Genomic DNA, 17,432 nt, shown 5'->3' with positions numbered 1-17,432 from the left:
AACAACCGTGATCGCTGCCCAACCGCCTCAGAGCGCACTTAAGCGAGCCGCAGAGCACGTGCGCCGCGCACTACCCCCTGACGGCAGTCCGTGGCCGTCGCGGCGCGTTCAGGACGCCGCAGCGGCACTGACACCGCCGATCCCCGCACGCACCGTGCAGCGCGCCGCGAAGGTCGTCGGCGTGATCGTCACTCAGGAATCGACACCAGACGGCCGGATCACCCTGTGGGCACTTCCCGAACCGGTACCGGCACGACGGCCGCCCGAGGTTGCGTCAACCGATCCAGCCAGACCCGCTGTGCGTCGCGGCACCCTCGGCGAACGCGCAAAGACCGTCTTGCACCAATATCGAAGGGAGATCGTCCGATGATCGACACGCCTGGAATCAACTACTGGCGCGACTTTCCCGACGCCAGCGCGCCAGTGAATTGGATCAGGTGGGGCTCAAGCATTCGCGGGCTCGACTGTTGGGAAGCGGACGAACGGCGCGCCGCAAGAGATGTGATCGACGCCGCCGAGAAGTTCGCATACGGAGACCCTGACGGCGCTGTCGCCGCGCTGGTGGCGTCGACCGCGCCGACACCTCTGCTTGCACAGGTCGCGGTGTTCTTCGTGACGGCGCTGATCGCGTTCGCCGAAGATCGGCGCGGGATGGCCGAGGACATGTCGGCGCGGGTGAAGATGCGCTCGGGCAGCACATTCGCAGCCGACGCTATGACGTTGATCGCGATAGCTGAAGCCACTGCCGGATTCCTGATGGAAGAGGTCGACGCCGAGCCGGTGTTTGAGAGCGCCTACACCGACGATCTGTCCCGTATGCACCGACTGTTGCGGGAGTGCCCGACGCCGCTGGCCAAGACAGCCGTGGCGGCCTGCCGCATCGTTGGCGCGATCTGGGACGAGCAGCCAGGATCATTCGACGCCATGCGCCACAACTTCAGAGACGTGGCCTAGCCATGAGCGACAATGGAATTGGCGTGCAGATACCCGACCCGTATCGAGGCTGGCTCGTCTTCGATCACCTGCCCGACGAACTGCAACGCGCCGAGGACGCCACGCTCGCGCACGATAACCAAGACGAACGCAACGCCGCGCGCTGCTACTCACGGCCCGCGACCGAGACAGAGCGCACGTTGCTCGCCCACCTGGGCTGGAACCTTCCCGACGACCTGACTACCCACGTTGACCGCATCACGCCATCGGTGCGCCGCCGTCGCTGGCCGCAGCTCGAAACCCAACTAGCCGCAGAGGAATCAACACCATGACCGCACCCGCTGACACCGCAGCGCCCGCCGACATCGCGGCGATGCCTGACGCCAGCGCTTCACCCGAAGCCCAACCGCCGGCCACCGAACCGCTGGCCGCCGACGACAGCGACGAGCAGGACAACACAGGCGACGACGACGCCCAGGATGACCAGCACGACAACACCGAGCACGACGACGGGCCAGACAACGGCAGAGCGGCGCGCCAAGCTGCCTCGTATCGCCGCCAGCTGCGGGCCGCCGAAGATTCTCTGGTGGCCGCCAACGCAGCGCTGGGATTGCAGCAACAGGCCATCGTCGACGCCGCCATCGTCGCGGCCGGGTTTGATCCGCAATTCGCGAAGCTGCTGGAAACGACGGCCGGACTGGCTGACCTAACCGACGACCACGGTCTGATTGACGCCGCGAAGGTGCGCGACGCCATTCGCACGACCGCGCAGACGTTCGGGGTCGCACCGAAACAACGGCCGCCAGCCCCCACGCCCGGCCAGGGTAGGCCGAACGGTACGGCCAGTGCGGGTTGGTCGAGCTTGCTCGGCGACGCCGCACGCGGCCGCCTGTAAGCTGAAGTTCCTGCCGAACGTCTGGACGCCACGGCAGATTCAGCCCAGAGGGCACACCGGGTTAGGCCTGCGGTCACCGGAGCAGATTCGCTCATTCACCGAATCCTGTTCTGCCTGAAAGGCATTGATTATGACTCTGCTTACAAGCAATAGCGGTGGAATCCTCCGGCCCGAAGATGTCGGAGACCTGATCGTCCGGCCGGTCTCGCAGGCATCGCGTGCGTTCCTGGTTAGCACCGTTGTCCACACCGAATCGAAGGACTATCGCCTGCCGATAGTGGCCGCTGACCCGTCTGCGGCCTGGGTGCCCGAAGGTGGCGAAATCCCGATCACCGACGCCGACGTTGACGAGCTGATCGTCACGCCCAAGAAGGTGGCCGGTCTGACCGTGGTCAGTCGCGAGCTGGCCGAGGACAGCTCACCGGAAGCAACCCAGACAGTCGGCGACGGCCTGGCCCGCGACATCGCCAAGAAGATCGACGCCGCATTCTTCGGCGACACCACGACAAACGGACCGAGCGGACTGCGCGCGCTGGCTGGCGTGACGATGGTGGACGCGACCGGCCCGGTGGTTGATCTGGACGTGTTCGCCGAAGCCATAGCGGAGGCAGAAAATGTTGGCGCACAGACGACGTCGTTCGTCGCCTCGCCCACGGTCGCCCTGGCGCTCTCGCAGCTCAAGACGGGCACACAGCTCAACACGCCGTTGCTTCAGCCCGACCCGACTCAACCGACGCGCCGCCTGATTCAAGGCGTCCCGCTGGTCGTCAGCCCTGCTGTCGGTGATGACGTGATGTGGGCGATCCCGAAGGCTTTCGCCTTCTGCGTGCTGCGCAGCGATGACGTGACGCTCGACATTGACCGGTCTGCGTTCTTCACCTCCGACCGCATCGGCGTGCGTAGCACCCTTCGCGTGTCGTGGGGCTTCCCGCATCCGGCCAGCATCGTGCGCATCGCCCTGGACGACCCGTCCTAACCACGCCGGTCGGCCCGCTGACCGGTATCGAGGGTCAGCGGGCCGCCACGGCACGGCCTGAAAGGCAGCTATGACACTGCGCATGGTTGACGCGGCCTTCGTGCTGCAACACCCGACGCTGCAGGGCGTGACGCTGCCATCGTCCGAGCTGGCCAAGATTCCCGGCTATATCGCGGACGCTTCGGCGCTGATCGAGGGATACCTTCAGCGCGCCTACCCCGACCCACCGAATAACCCGCAGGCGGTCAACCCAGTACCCGAGGCCGCCCGCACCGTATGCCGCCGGATGGTGGCCCGCGTGCTGACGTCGACACCGGTCGATGCGAGCTTCGACAGCTACGCCGCGACGATGGGGCCGATGAGTCACACCAAGCACGTGGCCGCTGACGCCCTCGGTGGTGGTGTGTGGCTGACCAACCAGGACAAACTGATCCTGAACAGCATCACCACTACGGCGCTCGGCGTGGTCCACATTCCGATGTACGCCACCAGCTCATGCCCACCAGCACCGCCGAACTGGTGGAAATTGACCCCGGCGTCCGGCGGGTAACCCTACCGGCTTACGAGAGCTGGGCGTCATAGATCGCCCGCCGGACACCGGTCACACGAAACACGTTGTGCAACACCGACAATGCCACACAGCCGTGGTCGCCGACCCAATGCCGAATCACGTTGCCGGGCAGGGAATTACGGACAGCACAGCACCGCGAATGCCGTTGCAGCACAGCACATTACGCGGTCGTTAGCCGTACTCGACATAGTTTGCTATCTGGCCGCAGTTACCCTGCTTGAAGTTAGCTGAAATCAGCATTGTCGCTGGTCAACGGCTTATCGGAACGCCAGCAAACTTGCCATTACCCCCGGGTGGTCACCCCTGACGTTTGCTGGCAACTCCGGCGCTTGCGCCGCGCTGCCGGTAGGCTCGATTCCCAACATCGCCAAAGACCGAAACCAGTTGTCGCGCAGCATCTTTCGCGCTCACGCTTATCGCCAAACTCATTATGCACCAACGACTTTCACGTCTGCGAATCCGCTTGCAACAGAGTGACTTTCGCCCGCGCCAACCTTGTGACCAGCGCCGATCCGCACCGGCAACGCTCAACGATAGCCGGTCGCCGCTGGTAGCTGTAGTTGGCGGGGTCGCGCCAGCAAACTCCCCGATCAGCTATGCTGACTCCTGCCGCGCGCACCGAGGCGGCCGAATCGGTGCCACCGGGTAGCGGCGCGTTGTTGCTGACGGGCAAACACGCTCGGAACGGCGGCCGGGCTTCGCCGCAGCTCGGAACCGCCGGACGCGGCCCGGTCCCGCTGGCGGGTTTCTTGGCAGAACCTTTCACGCTGGCGGCCGGGCCGTATTCAGTCACCAGCGGTGTCCGTCTTGCCCGGCCAGCCGCACTCAACCGAACGCGCTGTCGCGAGGTCGTATCGGAACTTGCGGCGACCGAGGCCCCTGCGGGGTAGCCACGACCACGACACTTCGAGCACCGGCTTCGGCCGCGACGTGTCAGGACTGCTCATCACAATCACGTCGACCGATTCTCCCGGCCCCAACGCGCTCAGCTTGTCGCTCCACATCGGCCACCCGAGCGCTGGCGGAATGGCTTCGGGCGGACGCATCGTGCCGTCGTCGTCGATCGGCGTGTGCATCTGTTGGTTGCCCATATCCGCCAACCACACTCGCGGTCGGCAATCGCTGCCCGACAATCGGATGTCGAATGCGGTGCCGTCGCCGTAGTTCGTCAGGCGCACGACGCCGCGCTGATCCCAATGCGGTCTGAATCTCGCGGTGTCGCCGTCCGTCTGAGCGCGGTACATCCGCTCGGCGAGGTCGATCGTGTGACCAATCGACGCCATCCGCAAATCGGCCCGTGGCCGCGTCAGCCACATGTTGAGCCCGAACGTCACCAGCGCCGCGACGCTGCCGCCCGTGACCACCGCCGACCAATCGACCACACCGGCACGATAACGGCGGCGCGGTCCCGCTTCAGGGAGGCGCGCGGCCGTTGTTAAGCGACCTCGAAGGGCTCTGACGGCATCAAGTAGCGCTGATCGAAATCGGACGTCAGGCCGATACGCGCATGCCACTCACGCGCGAATGCGATGACCGAGTCACACGCCCAATCAGCGCAGCCAGCTGCCAGGACCTTATTTGGATACCAGGGTTCGGCGATCGGTTGCCGGTTCTCGCGTCCGACAAGCTTGTCGCGCAGCTTTGCTACGAACGCTGCCTCATCCCGCCCGTCGTCATGCCACCATCGAGGCGTGAAGTGCACCAATGCATTTCGCAATCCAATCAGCACATTAGCGCTCTGGTAGGGCTCGGAGCCTCTGTCCATCGGAGCTTGTCCGGCACACACAAGTGCGACCTGAAACTTGCTCAGAACAGACAGCATCCGCTCGGCCCTGTCCTTGCCGTTCCACAATTCGCGCATCGTCGAGACGGCTGTGTCCGGAATGCCCTCGATGTGCCCTGGCTGGCGGTCCGCTGCGTCCTGCCAGACCTCGTTTGCGACCGCCTCTAAGAACGCGACCGCCGATAACACGCTGGCCATCGCGTGCGATCGGAGCCTCAAGTCGGCGTTAGGCTCCGCCAGTAATAGATCTTCGCGCTTCCGGCACAACCACGCTTCACGCCGCGCGTTCCATAGATGTTGGCCGGACAGGTAATTCCGGATTGACACTGACGCGCTCAACTTGGCCTCCACGGTGAGCATTGCGGTTCCGGAGTGCGCGTTACCCCGCTGAGTCTGTTCGGGTTCGATCGGTTCGATCACGTCTCCTAACGCTACTTGTTGCTCGGCCAGCCACCACGTATGAGCACATTTCGTCGCAATCCAGAGAGGCTCGGTGTCGGTTTGCCGCAACTCTTTCGCAAAGCGGAGCCCAGTTAGCTGGCGGTAGTAACCATCGGCGTGACGACGCTTCCTACCGGTCCTGTCCTCCGTGCCCACTTTCTGCCCACATTTTGCCCACAGTTACAGTAACTTTCGCTAACCCTGACTAACGAGAATATGCAGGTCGAGCGGTTTCCGCCCCCTTGAAATGGGCCTGAAATACAGTTCGAATCTCACCGAGGGCACCACATTCGCGGCGCATCCGCAGCATTCCGCGTCAAGACATCAGCCGGTCAGATCTCCGCTCGAGTCACGCAACGCCTTCCGGTGATCGCCGCACCGTTCTATGATTTGCGTTCGCCGAGTCTTTGCTATGCGTTCTATATGCACTCGGCACCGTCGCATCGAGGGGGCAGCCATGCCTTATGTGATCGCCACACCGGACCTGCTGACTGCCGCGGCGGTAGACGTCGCGAGCATCAGATCATCGCTGGACGCCGCCAACGCGGCCGCCGCCGGTCAAACCACCCAGCTGCTCGCCGCCGCTGGTGACGAGGTGTCGGAAGCGATCGCATCGCTGTTTTCCAGCCACGCCCGGGCCTATCAAGCGTTGAGTGCGCAGGCGGCGACCTTTCAGAACCAGTTTGCGCTGGCCCTGGGCGGCGCGGGCAGCGCGTATTCGGTGGCCGATGCGGCCAGCGCCTCGCCGTTGGAAATCGTGGAGCAGGACATCCTCGCGATAATCAACGCCCCGACCAATCTGCTGTTGGGGCGGCCGCTGATCGGCGACGGCACCAATGGGGCGCCAGGAACAGGGCAACCCGGCGGGGCAGGCGGCATCCTGTGGGGCAACGGCGGCAACGGCGGGTCGGGAGGAGCCGGGCAGGCCGGCGGTAGGGGCGGCGACGCCGGACTGTGGGGCAACGGCGGCATGGGCGGGGCCGGCGGAATCGGCACGACGGGAAGCCAGGGCGTAGCGGGACCCGGCGGCACTAACGGCGGCATCGGCGGTGCCGGCGGTAACGGTGGGGCGGGCGGCACCGGTGGGCTGCTGCACGGCGACGGCGGTGCCGGCGGGATCGGCGGTGCCGGCGGATTCGGCGGGACCGGTGGCCTCGGTATCGCCGGCACCAACGGCGGCGGGGGCGGCAACGGCACCAACGGTGGCCAAGGGGGTACCGGCGGCACTGGCGGGGCCGGGGGCCAGGGCTCGGTCTTCTTCGGCCATGCCGGGGCCAGCGCTGATGGCGGCGCGGGCGGCCAGGGCGGGCAGGGCGGGCAGGGCGGCGTGGGCGCGACCGCCGCCGGCGCGCTCGGCGCCGGCCACGGCGGCAACGGCGGCAATGGCGGGGCCGCCGGCCTCGGCGGCAGCGCGGGTGGCCCCGGCGCTAGTGCCGGTGCTGCGGGCACCGGCGGCACCGGCGGCACCGGCGGCAATGGCGGCGGCACGGGCACCACAAGCAACTTCACGGCCGGCGACGGCGGCAATGGCGGCCAGGGCGGCAACAGCGCCGGTGGCGCAGGCGGTCAAGGCGGACTAGGCGGCAACGGCGGCAACAGCACCACCGCCGGCGCGGGTGCGTTCGTTCAGGCTCACGGCGGCCTCGGCGGCAACGGCGGCACCGGCGGCACCGGCGTCACCGGCGGCGCCGGCGGCGCCGGCGGCAACGGCGGCGACGCCACCGCTGGTAACAACAACCCCATCAGCGGCGCTGCTGGGGCCGCCGGCGGTGGCGGCGGTGGTGGTGGAGCGGGCGGCGTCAGCACTGGCGGCGGCAGCGCCGGCAGGGGCGGCGACGGCGGTAACGGGGGCGCCTCCAAGGCCCAAGTCGTCGGCGGTGACCTCGCTATAGGCGGCGGCGGTGCGGGTGGCGGCGGCGCCCAAGCCGTCGGCGGCGGCCCCGGGGGTGGCGGCGGTGGTGGTTCGGCCTCCGCCGTCGGCAACATCAGCATTGTCGGCTCAGACGGCTCAGACGGCGCCTTCGCCGGCAGCTTCTCCGCCCCTGGTAGCGGCGGGCAGGGCGGTTCTGCCACCGGCGCCGTTACCGCCGTTGGCAACAGAACAGGCGCCAGCGCCGGTGGTGGTGGCGGCGGCGGCGCGGCGTTCCCTGGCGGAGCGGGCGCTGGCGGCGGCCAAGGTGGAAGCGCCCTTGTGAACTCTGGCACCGAGGCAGGGGGTCTGGGCGGGCCCGGCGGCACCGGCCAGACAATCGGCGGCGCAGGTGGCGACGGTAAACCCGGTCAGGTCTCCTCCGCCGGCGGTACTTCCACCGCCGGCACCGGCGGCATAGCCAGCGTCGGCGGCGGTGGTGGCGGCGGCGCCGCTAGTAGCGACGTTAACGCGACTGCCACGGGCGGTGACGGCGGTGGGGGCGGCGGCCCCTAGCGCGGACGGGGCATCACTCGACGTCGATCCGGAATACCACCGCCCACATCAATCGTTGCGACCTTAGACGGGCGGTAAGTCCGCTCGTTTTGCGAGGTCAACAGTTAGGCTTTATCCGTGGCCGCCAAGAAATGCGGAGACCGATCGGCCGGCGCGGACGGCGAACAACGCCGGCCGGACTGTGTCGCCGCCGTGCGGTCGCCGACCCGCGACTTGCGGCAGCACTACGCCGCCAGTGCGGCTCGGCGGGCTCGCATTCTCAATATCGCTGCCTGGATGTCGGTCGTGGTCAGCGCCAGCTTCGTCGGCGTGCAGTTCTTCATGGGCTCGTGGCTGTGGGAAGTCCTTTGGATCAACATCGCCGCAATGCTGATCTTTGCGATCGTTCCAATGCTGCACCGTTTCGGGGAACTCGTGGCGCCGCTGACCTTTATCTTCACGGCGTACACCACCGTGTTCGCCAGTTGCTGGGAAGTCGGCACCGGGTCGGGCGCCAAGCTGTTTTTCCTGGTCGGCGCCTGTCTGGTGGTGCTGGTGTTGGGCATCGAGCACATCGTGCTCGCCGGCTTTTTGGCTGCGCTCTCCGCTGCCCTGGTCATCACCGCCGAACTGGTGATTCCGCGAGACACGGGCCTGCAGCCGCCCTGGGCACAGACGACTGGCTTCGTGATCACCACCCTGTCCGCATGCGTGGTCGTGGTGGTGACGGTGTGGTTCGCCCTGCGTGACACCGCGCGTGCCGAGGCGGCGATGGAGGACCAGTACGAGCGCTCGGAAGCGCTGCTGGCCAACATGTTGCCCGCCAGCATCGCCGAACGCCTCAAGGAGCCGGAGCGGCGCGTCATCGCCGACAAGTACGACGAAGCCTCGGTGCTGTTCGCCGACATCGTCGGCTTCACCGAGCGCGCCAGCAGCACCCCGCCCGCCGAACTGGTCCGATTCCTGGACCGCCTGTACAGCGCCTTCGACGAACTGGTGGACAAGCACGGGCTGGAGAAGATCAAGGTCAGCGGCGACTCCTACATGGTGGTCAGCGGCGTCCCCCGGCCCCGGCCCGACCACGTCCACGCACTCGCCGACTTCGCGCTGGACATGGCCGACGTCGCCGCCGCGCTGAAAGACCCGCACGGCCGCGCGGTACCGCTGCGGGTGGGTTTGGCGACCGGCCCTGTGGTCGCCGGAGTAGTCGGATCGCGCCGCTTCTTCTACGACGTCTGGGGCGACGCGGTCAACGTCGCCTCCCGGATGGAATCCACCGACTCCGTCGGCCAGATTCAGGTGCCCGACGAGGTCTACGAGCGGCTCAAGCACGACTTCGTGCTGCGCGAGCGCGGCCACATCGACGTCAAGGGCAAGGGCGTGATGCGCACCTGGTACCTGGTCGGCCGCAAGACGCCCGAAGAGACCGCGGACCTGCGGACCGAGGGCGCCGAAGCCGCGCGCGTCTGAGGTCAAAAGCCCCTATCCCAGAACCACCACATGCGCCACACTGGTGCTCATGGAAACCAGCCCCGCAAACAGTGCCGCGACGTTGCCTCCGCCGAGTTTGCTGCCACATCTCTGGAAGACCACGCTGATTTCGGGCGTTTTGTCACTGGTCGTCGGTGTCGTGATCGTGGCGTGGCCCGGAATGTCCGTGCTGGTCGCCGCCGTTGCGTTCGGCGTCTACCTGCTGATCACCGGCGCCGCGCAGGTGGCGTTCGCGTTCGCGCTGCATGTATCTGCGGGCAGCCGCATCCTGCTTTTCATCAGCGGTGCCGCATCCCTGATTCTGGCCGTGCTGGCGTTCCGGCATTTCGGTAATGCCGTACTGCTGCTTGCCATTTGGATCGGAGTCGGCTTCATTTTCCGCGGCGTCGCGACGACGGTCTCAGCCATCAGCGATCCGGCGCTGCCCGGTCGTGGCTGGCAGATTTTCATCGGCGTGATCAGCCTGCTCGCCGGCATCGTGGTGATGGCTTCACCGTTCGAGTCGATCATCACGCTGGCTCTGGTCGTCGGCGTCTGGTGCATCGTCATCGGCGTTTTCGAGATCGTGTCCGCATTCGGTATCCGCAAGGCGTCCCAGAACCTCAGCTGACCAGTGCGCCCAAGGCACTGACGCTGGCGATGGCCAACCACAACTACTACACTCTGTCGTAGCTGCACCTTCGGGAGTAAACAGATGAACGTCGTCGACATATCGCGGTGGCAGTTCGGCATCACGACCGTCTACCACTTCATTTTCGTGCCGCTGACCATCGGCCTGGCCCCGCTGCTGGCGATCATGCAGACCGCGTGGGTGGCCACCGGCAACGTCGCCTGGTACCGGTTGACGAAGTTCTTCGGCAAGTTGTTCCTGATCAATTTCGCGATCGGGGTGGCGACCGGGATCGTGCAGGAATTCCAGTTCGGCATGAACTGGAGCGAGTATTCGCGGTTCGTCGGCGACGTCTTCGGCGCGCCGCTGGCCATGGAGGGCCTGCTCGCGTTCTTCTTCGAGTCGACCTTCCTGGGGCTGTGGATCTTCGGCTGGAGCCGGTTGCCGCGCCTGGTTCACCTGGCCTGCATCTGGATCGTCGCGATCTCGGTGAACGTGTCCGCATTCTTCATCATCTCCGCGAACTCGTTCATGCAGCATCCCGTTGGCGTGCACTACAACCCGCAGACCAGGCGGGCCGAGCTGAACAGCATCGTGGCGCTGCTCACCAACAACACCGGTCTGACGGCGTTCAGCCACACCGTCACCGGCGCGTTGCTGACCGCCGGTACATTCGTCGCCGCCGTCAGCGCGTGGTGGCTGGTCCGGTCACAGACCACCACCGTCGACCCGGGGACCCGGGCCATGTACCGGCCTGCCACCGCACTGGGCTGCTGGGTCGTCCTCTTGGCCACCGTCGGCCTGTTCTTCACCGGCGACCACCAGGGCAAGCTGATGTTCCAACAGCAGCCGATGAAGATGGCGTCCGCAGAGTCGTTGTGCGACAAGCAAACTGATCCGGACTTCTCGATCCTGACGGTCGGCCGGCAGAACAACTGCGACTCCCTGACCCGGGTCATCGAGGTGCCTTACGTTCTGCCCTTCCTCGCCGAGGGCAAGACCGAGGGCGTCACGCTCCGGGGCGTGCGCGACATCCAGCAGGACTATGTCCAGCGATTCGGGCCAAATGACTACCGGCCCAACCTCTTTGTCACCTACTGGTCGTTCCGCGCGATGATCGGGTTCCTGGCCATCCCGGTGTTGTTCGCCCTGATGGCGCTGTGGCTCACCCGGGGTGGACGGATCCCCAGCCAGCGTTGGTTCGCTTGGTTCGCGCTGCTCACCATCCCGACGCCGTTCCTGGCCAACATCTCCGGTTGGGTGTTCACCGAAATGGGCCGGCAGCCATGGATTGTGGCGCCGAACCCCACCGGAGACCAGAACGTGCACCTGACCGTCGCCGCCGGGGTCTCACACAACACCTTCGCCATGGTCGTCACCTCGCTGGCCACCTTCACGCTGGTCTACGCCGTGCTGGCGGTCATCTGGTTCTGGCTGCTCAAGCGCTACATCGTCGAAGGACCGCAGGAGCACGACGCCGAACCGGCCGCGCCGCCGCCGGAGGACCAGGACTCCGACCAAGAGCAAGTGAAAACCCTGTCCTTCGCCTACTGACTTAGCCCGAAAGGAGCTGACACATGAACCTGCAACAGTTGTGGTCCGGCCTCATCGCGGCGCTGTTCCTCGGCTTTTTCGTCCTCGAGGGCTTCGACTTCGGTGTGGGCATGCTGATGGAGCCCTTCGCGCGGGTAAGCAAGGGTGACCGGGAAGCACACCGGCGCGCGGCGCTGAACACCATCGGCCCGGTGTGGGACGGCAACGAGGTCTGGCTGATCACCGCCGGCGCAGCGATGTTCGCGGCGTTTCCGGGTTGGTACGCCACCGTGTTCTCGACGCTGTACCTGCCGCTGCTGGCGATTCTGTTCGGCATGATCCTGCGTGTCGTGTCGATCGAGTGGCGCGGCAAAGTCGACGACACGAAGTGGCGCGGCTGGGCCGACTTCGGTATAGCCATCGGATCATGGCTGCCCGCAATACTTTGGGGCACAGCCTTCGCGATTCTGGTGCGCGGCCTGCCGGTAGACGCCGACGGTCAGGTCAACCTGTCGATCACCGATGTGCTCAACCCCTACACGCTGCTCGGTGGCGTGGCCACCGCCTCGTTGTTCTTGTTCTACGGCGCGTTGTTCGTGGCGTTGAAGACAGCCGGCGACATCCGTGACGACGCGCACCGGTTCGCCCGCTGGTTCTCCCTGCCGGCGACCGCTTTGGTTGCGGGGTTCGGGGTTTGGACTCAGTTGAGCTATGGCAAGGACTGGACGTGGGCGGTGCTGGGCGTGGCGGTGGTCGCCCAGTTGGTCGCGGTGCTGCTGGCCTGGCGGCAGGCCTCCGACGGGTGGGCCTTCCTGTGCGCCCTGGTAGTGGTGGCGAGCGTGGTAGTGCTGCTGTTCGGTGCCCTGTTCCCCAACCTGGTGCCGTCAACTCTGGACAGCCAGTGGAACGTCACGATTTACAACGCCTCGTCGACGCCCTACACGCTCAAGATCATGACCTGGGTTGCCGCGATCATGACGCCGTTGACGGTGGTGTACCAGGGTTGGACGTATTGGGTTTTCCGGCAACGCATCTCGGCTGACGGCATACCGCCCTCGATCGGCCTGACCAGGCGCCCGTCCTGAGCGAGAAGAGCTCTCGGGCGCCGCTGGACCCACGACTGTGGCGGGCATCAGGCGCGCTGCGTCGCTTTCTGGCCGCGGAGGTGGCCTGCGGGGTGGTGATCAGCGGCTGCGCAATCGGTTCGGCGATCGTCCTGGGAGCCATGGTCGCGAGAGTGGCCACAGACCCTTCGGCACGCAACCTGCACAGCTGGCTCGGCCCGTTGTCGATCCTTTTCGCGCTGTGGGCTTTTCGTGCGGTCATCCATTGGCTGCAGGCACGGCTGGGGCAGCGGGGCGCCAGCGCGGTGATCGCCGACCTCAGTGGTCAGGTGTTGACCGCGGTGACCGCCCGTCAGCCCAGCGAACTGGCGGCACAGCGTGACGCCGCCGCGGTCGTGGTCACCCGCGGCCTGGACGGTCTGCGGCCCTACTTCACCGGGTATCTGCCCACGCTGCTGCTGGCTGCGATTCTGACGCCGGCCACCGTAGCCGTAATCGCGTGCTACGACCTGAAATCGACGCTGATCGTGGTGGTCACGCTGCCGCTGATACCGGTCTTCATGGTGCTCATCGGCTTGGCCACGGCGCAGCGATCCGCGTCCTCGCTGGCGGCCATGACCACCCTGCAATCCCGTCTGCTGGATCTGGTCGCCGGCATCCCCACCTTGCGTGCCCTGGGCCGCGCGTCGGGGCCCGAACATCGCATCGCCGAACTCAGTGCCGCCCACCGTCGATCGACGATGGCGACCCTGCGGATCGCGTTTCTGTCGGCGCTGGTGCTCGAACTGCTGGCCACCCTGGGCGTGGCACTGGTCGCGGTCGGCATCGGCCTGCGACTGGTGTTCGGCGAGATGAGCCTGACCGTCGGCCTGACCGTGCTGCTACTGGCACCGGACGTGTACTGGCCGCTGCGGCGCATCGGGGTGGAATACCATGCGGCGCAGGACGGTAGGGCTGCGGCCGATAAGGCCTTTGCGCTCATCGGTGAGCCGCCAACAGCAGCGGGGCAACGGTCGGTCACCGCGCGGGGTGCGCAGATCCGCATCGAAAACCTCAGTGTCGCCGGCCGGGACGGCTACGCCCCGCGAAATCTGACCGCGGTAATCGAACCGGGGCAGGTGACCGTTCTGACCGGACGCAACGGCGCCGGCAAGAGCACCACGCTGCAAGTGCTCGCCGGCCTGACCGTGCCGCACTCGGGCCGGGTCACCGTGGCCGGAGTCGACATCGGGGACCTGCAGCCCGCCCAATGGTGGCGCCAGGTCTCGTGGCTGGCCCAGCGACCGGTGCTGATACCGGGCACCGTCCGGGCCAACCTGGAGCTGTTCGGCGCGCTCAACGATCTTGATAACGCTTGCAGCGCCGCTGGATTCGATACAGTGCTGGCCGAGTTGCCGGCCGGCTTGGATACCGAACTGGGGCGTGGCGGTGTGGGGCTGTCGCTCGGGCAGCGCCAACGGCTGGGTCTGGCGCGGGCGCTGGGCTCGGCGGCGCTGGTGCTGTTGCTCGATGAGCCCACGGCGCACCTGGACTCCGAAACCGAGCAACGGGTGCTGGCGGCCGTGGTCGCGCGCGCCCGGGCGGGAGCGACGGTGGTGGTCGTCGGGCACCGAGAGCCGGTGGTAGCGATCGGCGACCGGGTCGTAGACGTGGTCGCCGGAAGTGAGGCGCGCTGTGCGCCGGTCTGATTCCCTCCTGAACATCGCAGACCTGTTGCGGCCCCGGATCCCCCGCCTTCTCGCCGCCATCGCGCTGGGCGTGCTGGCGCTGGGCAGCGCGCTCGCGCTGGCCGGAGTGTCGGCATGGCTGATCACCCGCGCCTCGCAGATGCCGCCGGTGCTGGACCTCTCCGTCGCGGTCGTCGCCGTGCGCGCCTTCGCGATTTCACGTGGCGTGCTGCGCTATTGCGAGCGACTCGTCACCCACGACGCGGCGCTACGGGCCGCCGGCACGGCGCGCGCGCAGATCTATCACCGATTGGCCACCGGACCGGTCGCTGGTGCTGTCCGGTTGCACAGCGGGGAGTTGGTCGCCCGAGTCGGCGCCGACGTCGACGCTCTGGCCGATGTGCTGGTGCGGGCCCTGGTACCGATCGGGGTTGCGATGGTGCTGTCGGTCGCGGCCGTCGTCGTCGTCGGCATCATCTCGCTGCCGGCCGCGGCGGTGCTGGCGACCTGCCTGCTGTTCGCGGGTGTGGTCGCGCCCTGGTTGGCCGGGCGAGCCGCGGCCACCCAGGAAGCGGTTGCCCGGCAGCATCATTCAGAGCGTGACACCGCAGCCATGCTGGCGCTCGAACATGCGCCCGAACTCCGCGTCGCGGGCGCATTGCCGAATCTGATCGCTGAATCGCAGCGCCAGCAACGGGATTGGGGCACCGCACTCGACTCCGCCGCCAGGCCGGCTGCCGTCGCCGAAGCCGTTCCGACCGCGGCGATCGGAGTGAGCGTCATCGGTGCGGTGGTGGCCGCTCTGGGGATGGCGCCCACCGCTGCCCCGACGACGCTGGCCGTGCTGATGTTGTTGCCGTTGTCGGCTTTTGAAGCGACGGGCGTGCTACCGGCCGCCGCCGTCCAACTGACCAGGTCGCGTATCGCGGCGCGTCGTCTGCTGGACTTGGCTCCACCCGTCACCGAAACCGGCGCGGAAAAGGTCTCGCCGCCGCGACTGCTGGGACGGCTGTATGCGCGGGTGACCACGGGCCATGAAGGCACCCGCACCCATGACGCCACGATCGACCTGCCGCCGGGTGCACGGGTGGCCGTGACCGGACCCAGCGGTTCGGGCAAGACGACGCTACTGATGACGCTGGCGGGGCTGCTGCCGCCGCGGCAGGGACAGGTGACGCTGGACGGTATCGACCTGCAACGGATCCGGGAAGACGAATTGCGGCGCGCAGTCAGCTTCTTCGCCGAAGACGCTCATATCTTCGCCACCACCGTCCGGGACAACCTGCTGGTGGCCCGCGGCGACTGCGACGACGACGAGCTCACCGCGGCCCTGAGACTAGTGGGTCTGGGTGACTGGTTGTCCGGACTGCCGGATGGTCTGTCCACCGTGTTGACCGCGGGTGCGCAGGCGGTTTCGGCCGGCCAGCGCAGACGGCTGTTGCTGGCCCGGGCGGTGCTCTCCCCCGCGGCCATCGTGCTGCTCGACGAACCCACCGAACACCTCGATGCGGCCGACTCCGACCGCATCCTGCATGAGCTGCTGTCAGGCGACAGCGACCTGATGCCGGCCAGCAGGACAGTCGTCGTGGCGACTCATCATCTCCCGGCTCACATCGACTGCACGGTCACAGCTGTCGCCGGCGCGGCATGAACTCCAGCGACAGCAGCACGAAGGCCAACGGCACCAGCTGCGTCAGCGACACCAGCGCATACCGCCGGGTGTCTTCCGCGTGGAACTTGCGCAGGTACCGCGCCAGCGATTCGAGAGCGATCAACGGGTCCAGCACGTGGATCAGCACATAACAGCACCGCCTGAGCCAGCCCTGACGATCCTCGTCGAACAACTCCGGGAATGCCGCAAAGGCCAACGATACCCGTTGCGCGCCTTGCTCTTTAGCAGCCGTGATCATGTCGACGCTGAGCCTTTCATCGATCCCGTTGGGCGCCCCGCGACGCCGCCACGGCACGTCCAGGGTGACGTCGCTGCCAGCGCCGGCGGTCGCGTACCGGTGGAATCCCTGCACGACTCCGCCGGCGTCTCGGGCGATGATCAGTTGCGTCCCGGGATAGCGCCCCTGTAGCACCCCGTCGAGATTCATGCAGAAGCCACGGTCGGTATGGGCGCCTTTCGCCGACGTCAGCAACACCTCCGTCAGCTCGGCACGACGGTGCGGATCGAGTTCCCGCTCAGCCACGATCTCGGTGGTGATACCGGCGTTATGCGTACGGTTCACCGCCTGCCGCAAGTTGCGGAACTTGCGTCCGACGAGCGCGAAAGCGGCGGCGTCGACGACGACGTCGCGGCCAATCGGTATGGGACGCAACGACTGACCGACCATCGCCGGGTTCCACAAGCCGAGTCGGTGCTCGCTGCAGGCCAACACCACCATCCGCCAGCCGCGGGAATGGCACAGGGTCGCGAAATCGGCGACCAGAGCCGGGAACCGAGTTTCATCGCCGATCGGATCCCCACTCACCACCGCAAACCCGAACCTGGTGCGGTACGCCAGCGCCGCGGTGCGGTCGTCGTTGAAGTGGTAGCACTTGCCGCTCTGCATCACGAAGGGAGCCAACGGGTCCTGCCGGGTGCCGTTGACCAGGGCCCACACCCGCGGCAGGTCCTCGGGCCGGGCACGCGCGGACATCGGCCACATCAACGCCAGGCCCGAACCCGCGATCAACAGCTGGCCGATCAGGTTCAGCGCCAGCACGTGGGCACCGAGCCCGACGACGAGCAGGGTGAAGGCAGCCGTGGCGTGCAATGCCGTCACCGGACGTCCGAGGAAGATGCCGCGCGCGATCAAGGCCACCGCGGCCAGAATGGTGAGCGACCAGACCAGCCGTCCGGCATCCTGCCAGTCCTCATGCCGGCGATCACGGGTCACCACCGCGATCAACCAGCAGGCCGCGACCAGCACCGCCAGCGCGCCGACGCACCGCGCCGCGAGGGAATCGACCTGGACCACAACACGTTCGTGCCGGTGGATGCGTGGCATCAGGCCGGTTGACGGTTGTTTCATTCGCACCTCCCGACTCTCGAGCTGCGCCTACTAAAAACGTTACG

The 17,432-nt window shown here is 66.9% G+C and carries 16 protein-coding genes; 13 read left to right on the top strand and 3 right to left on the bottom strand.

The window, feature by feature from the left end; all coding sequences use genetic code 11:
• The first annotated feature begins 7 nt into the window (after nucleotides 1-7).
• The 6 genes from C0J29_RS32815 to C0J29_RS13770 all read left to right on the top strand — a co-directional run bounded on the left by C0J29_RS32815 (nucleotide 8) and on the right by C0J29_RS13770 (nucleotide 3,354).
• The gene (locus C0J29_RS32815) at nucleotides 8-370 is read left to right on the top strand and encodes a hypothetical protein (protein WP_162951461.1); all 363 of its coding nucleotides are present in this window, start codon (nucleotides 8-10) and stop codon (nucleotides 368-370) included.
• Nucleotides 367-954, top strand: a complete 588-nt coding sequence (locus tag C0J29_RS13790) for a hypothetical protein (protein WP_120792665.1) — start codon at nucleotides 367-369, stop codon at nucleotides 952-954. The genes C0J29_RS32815 and C0J29_RS13790 overlap by 4 nt, the downstream gene beginning before the upstream one ends.
• A gap of 2 nt (nucleotides 955-956) precedes the next feature.
• The gene (locus tag C0J29_RS13785) at nucleotides 957-1,265 is read left to right on the top strand and encodes a hypothetical protein (protein ID WP_120792664.1); all 309 of its coding nucleotides are present in this window, start codon (nucleotides 957-959) and stop codon (nucleotides 1,263-1,265) included.
• Entirely contained in the window at nucleotides 1,262-1,828 is a 567-nt protein-coding gene (locus C0J29_RS13780) for a hypothetical protein (RefSeq protein ID WP_120792663.1), read from the top strand. Before C0J29_RS13785 ends, C0J29_RS13780 begins: the two co-directional genes overlap by 4 nt.
• Nucleotides 1,829-1,958: 130 nt before the next feature.
• The gene (locus tag C0J29_RS13775; protein WP_120792662.1) at nucleotides 1,959-2,804 is read left to right on the top strand and encodes a phage major capsid protein; all 846 of its coding nucleotides are present in this window, start codon (nucleotides 1,959-1,961) and stop codon (nucleotides 2,802-2,804) included.
• A gap of 82 nt (nucleotides 2,805-2,886) precedes the next feature.
• Nucleotides 2,887-3,354 carry a hypothetical protein gene (locus C0J29_RS13770; protein WP_162951460.1) on the top strand — a complete coding sequence of 156 codons (468 nt, stop codon included), beginning with the start codon at nucleotides 2,887-2,889 and terminating at the stop codon, nucleotides 3,352-3,354.
• An 806-nt stretch (nucleotides 3,355-4,160) separates the two neighbouring features.
• Here C0J29_RS13770 and C0J29_RS13765 read toward each other — a convergent pair.
• A complete protein-coding gene (locus tag C0J29_RS13765) occupies nucleotides 4,161-4,757 on the bottom strand; it encodes a hypothetical protein (RefSeq protein ID WP_120792660.1) in 597 nt (198 codons plus the stop codon).
• Nucleotides 4,758-4,810: 53 nt separating this feature from the next.
• On the bottom strand, nucleotides 4,811-5,578 hold the full coding sequence (locus C0J29_RS13760) for a hypothetical protein (protein WP_120792659.1): 768 nt from the start codon (nucleotides 5,576-5,578) through the stop codon (nucleotides 4,811-4,813).
• Between the two features lie 478 nt (nucleotides 5,579-6,056).
• Here C0J29_RS13760 and C0J29_RS34385 point away from each other — a divergent pair, with 478 nt between their 5' ends.
• The 7 genes from C0J29_RS34385 (at nucleotide 6,057) to cydC (ending at nucleotide 16,019) form a co-directional block, all read left to right on the top strand.
• Entirely contained in the window at nucleotides 6,057-8,024 is a 1,968-nt protein-coding gene (locus C0J29_RS34385; protein ID WP_120792658.1) for a PE family protein, read from the top strand.
• A 117-nt stretch (nucleotides 8,025-8,141) separates the two neighbouring features.
• The gene (locus C0J29_RS13750) at nucleotides 8,142-9,473 is read left to right on the top strand and encodes an adenylate/guanylate cyclase domain-containing protein (RefSeq protein ID WP_065042772.1); all 1,332 of its coding nucleotides are present in this window, start codon (nucleotides 8,142-8,144) and stop codon (nucleotides 9,471-9,473) included.
• Nucleotides 9,474-9,522: 49 nt separating this feature from the next.
• On the top strand, nucleotides 9,523-10,104 hold the full coding sequence (locus tag C0J29_RS13745) for an HdeD family acid-resistance protein (protein ID WP_120792657.1): 582 nt from the start codon (nucleotides 9,523-9,525) through the stop codon (nucleotides 10,102-10,104).
• 84 nt (nucleotides 10,105-10,188) lie between these two features.
• Complete coding sequence (locus tag C0J29_RS13740; RefSeq protein WP_120792656.1) at nucleotides 10,189-11,658, top strand: cytochrome ubiquinol oxidase subunit I; 1,470 nt, start codon at nucleotides 10,189-10,191, stop codon at nucleotides 11,656-11,658.
• Between the two features lie 23 nt (nucleotides 11,659-11,681).
• A complete protein-coding gene (gene cydB / locus C0J29_RS13735; protein ID WP_120792655.1) occupies nucleotides 11,682-12,722 on the top strand; it encodes a cytochrome d ubiquinol oxidase subunit II in 1,041 nt (346 codons plus the stop codon).
• A gap of 56 nt (nucleotides 12,723-12,778) precedes the next feature.
• Nucleotides 12,779-14,389 carry a thiol reductant ABC exporter subunit CydD gene (cydD, locus tag C0J29_RS13730; protein ID WP_120792654.1) on the top strand — a complete coding sequence of 537 codons (1,611 nt, stop codon included), beginning with the start codon at nucleotides 12,779-12,781 and terminating at the stop codon, nucleotides 14,387-14,389.
• A complete protein-coding gene (cydC, locus tag C0J29_RS13725; RefSeq protein WP_120792653.1) occupies nucleotides 14,376-16,019 on the top strand; it encodes a thiol reductant ABC exporter subunit CydC in 1,644 nt (547 codons plus the stop codon). The genes cydD and cydC overlap by 14 nt, the downstream gene beginning before the upstream one ends.
• Here cydC and C0J29_RS13720 read toward each other — a convergent pair.
• Nucleotides 15,994-17,388 (bottom strand): bifunctional lysylphosphatidylglycerol flippase/synthetase MprF, encoded by a 1,395-nt coding sequence (locus C0J29_RS13720; RefSeq protein WP_120792652.1) that lies wholly within the window; start codon nucleotides 17,386-17,388, stop codon nucleotides 15,994-15,996. The two genes, cydC and C0J29_RS13720, sit on opposite strands and share 26 nt — an antisense overlap.
• Nucleotides 17,389-17,432 lie beyond the last annotated feature (44 nt).

This window comes from Mycobacterium paragordonae (assembly GCF_003614435.1).
Lineage (GTDB): Bacteria > Actinomycetota > Actinomycetes > Mycobacteriales > Mycobacteriaceae > Mycobacterium > Mycobacterium paragordonae.
The sequence above is the reverse complement of the archived record's forward strand: the minus strand, read 5'-3'. Positions and strand labels throughout refer to the sequence as shown.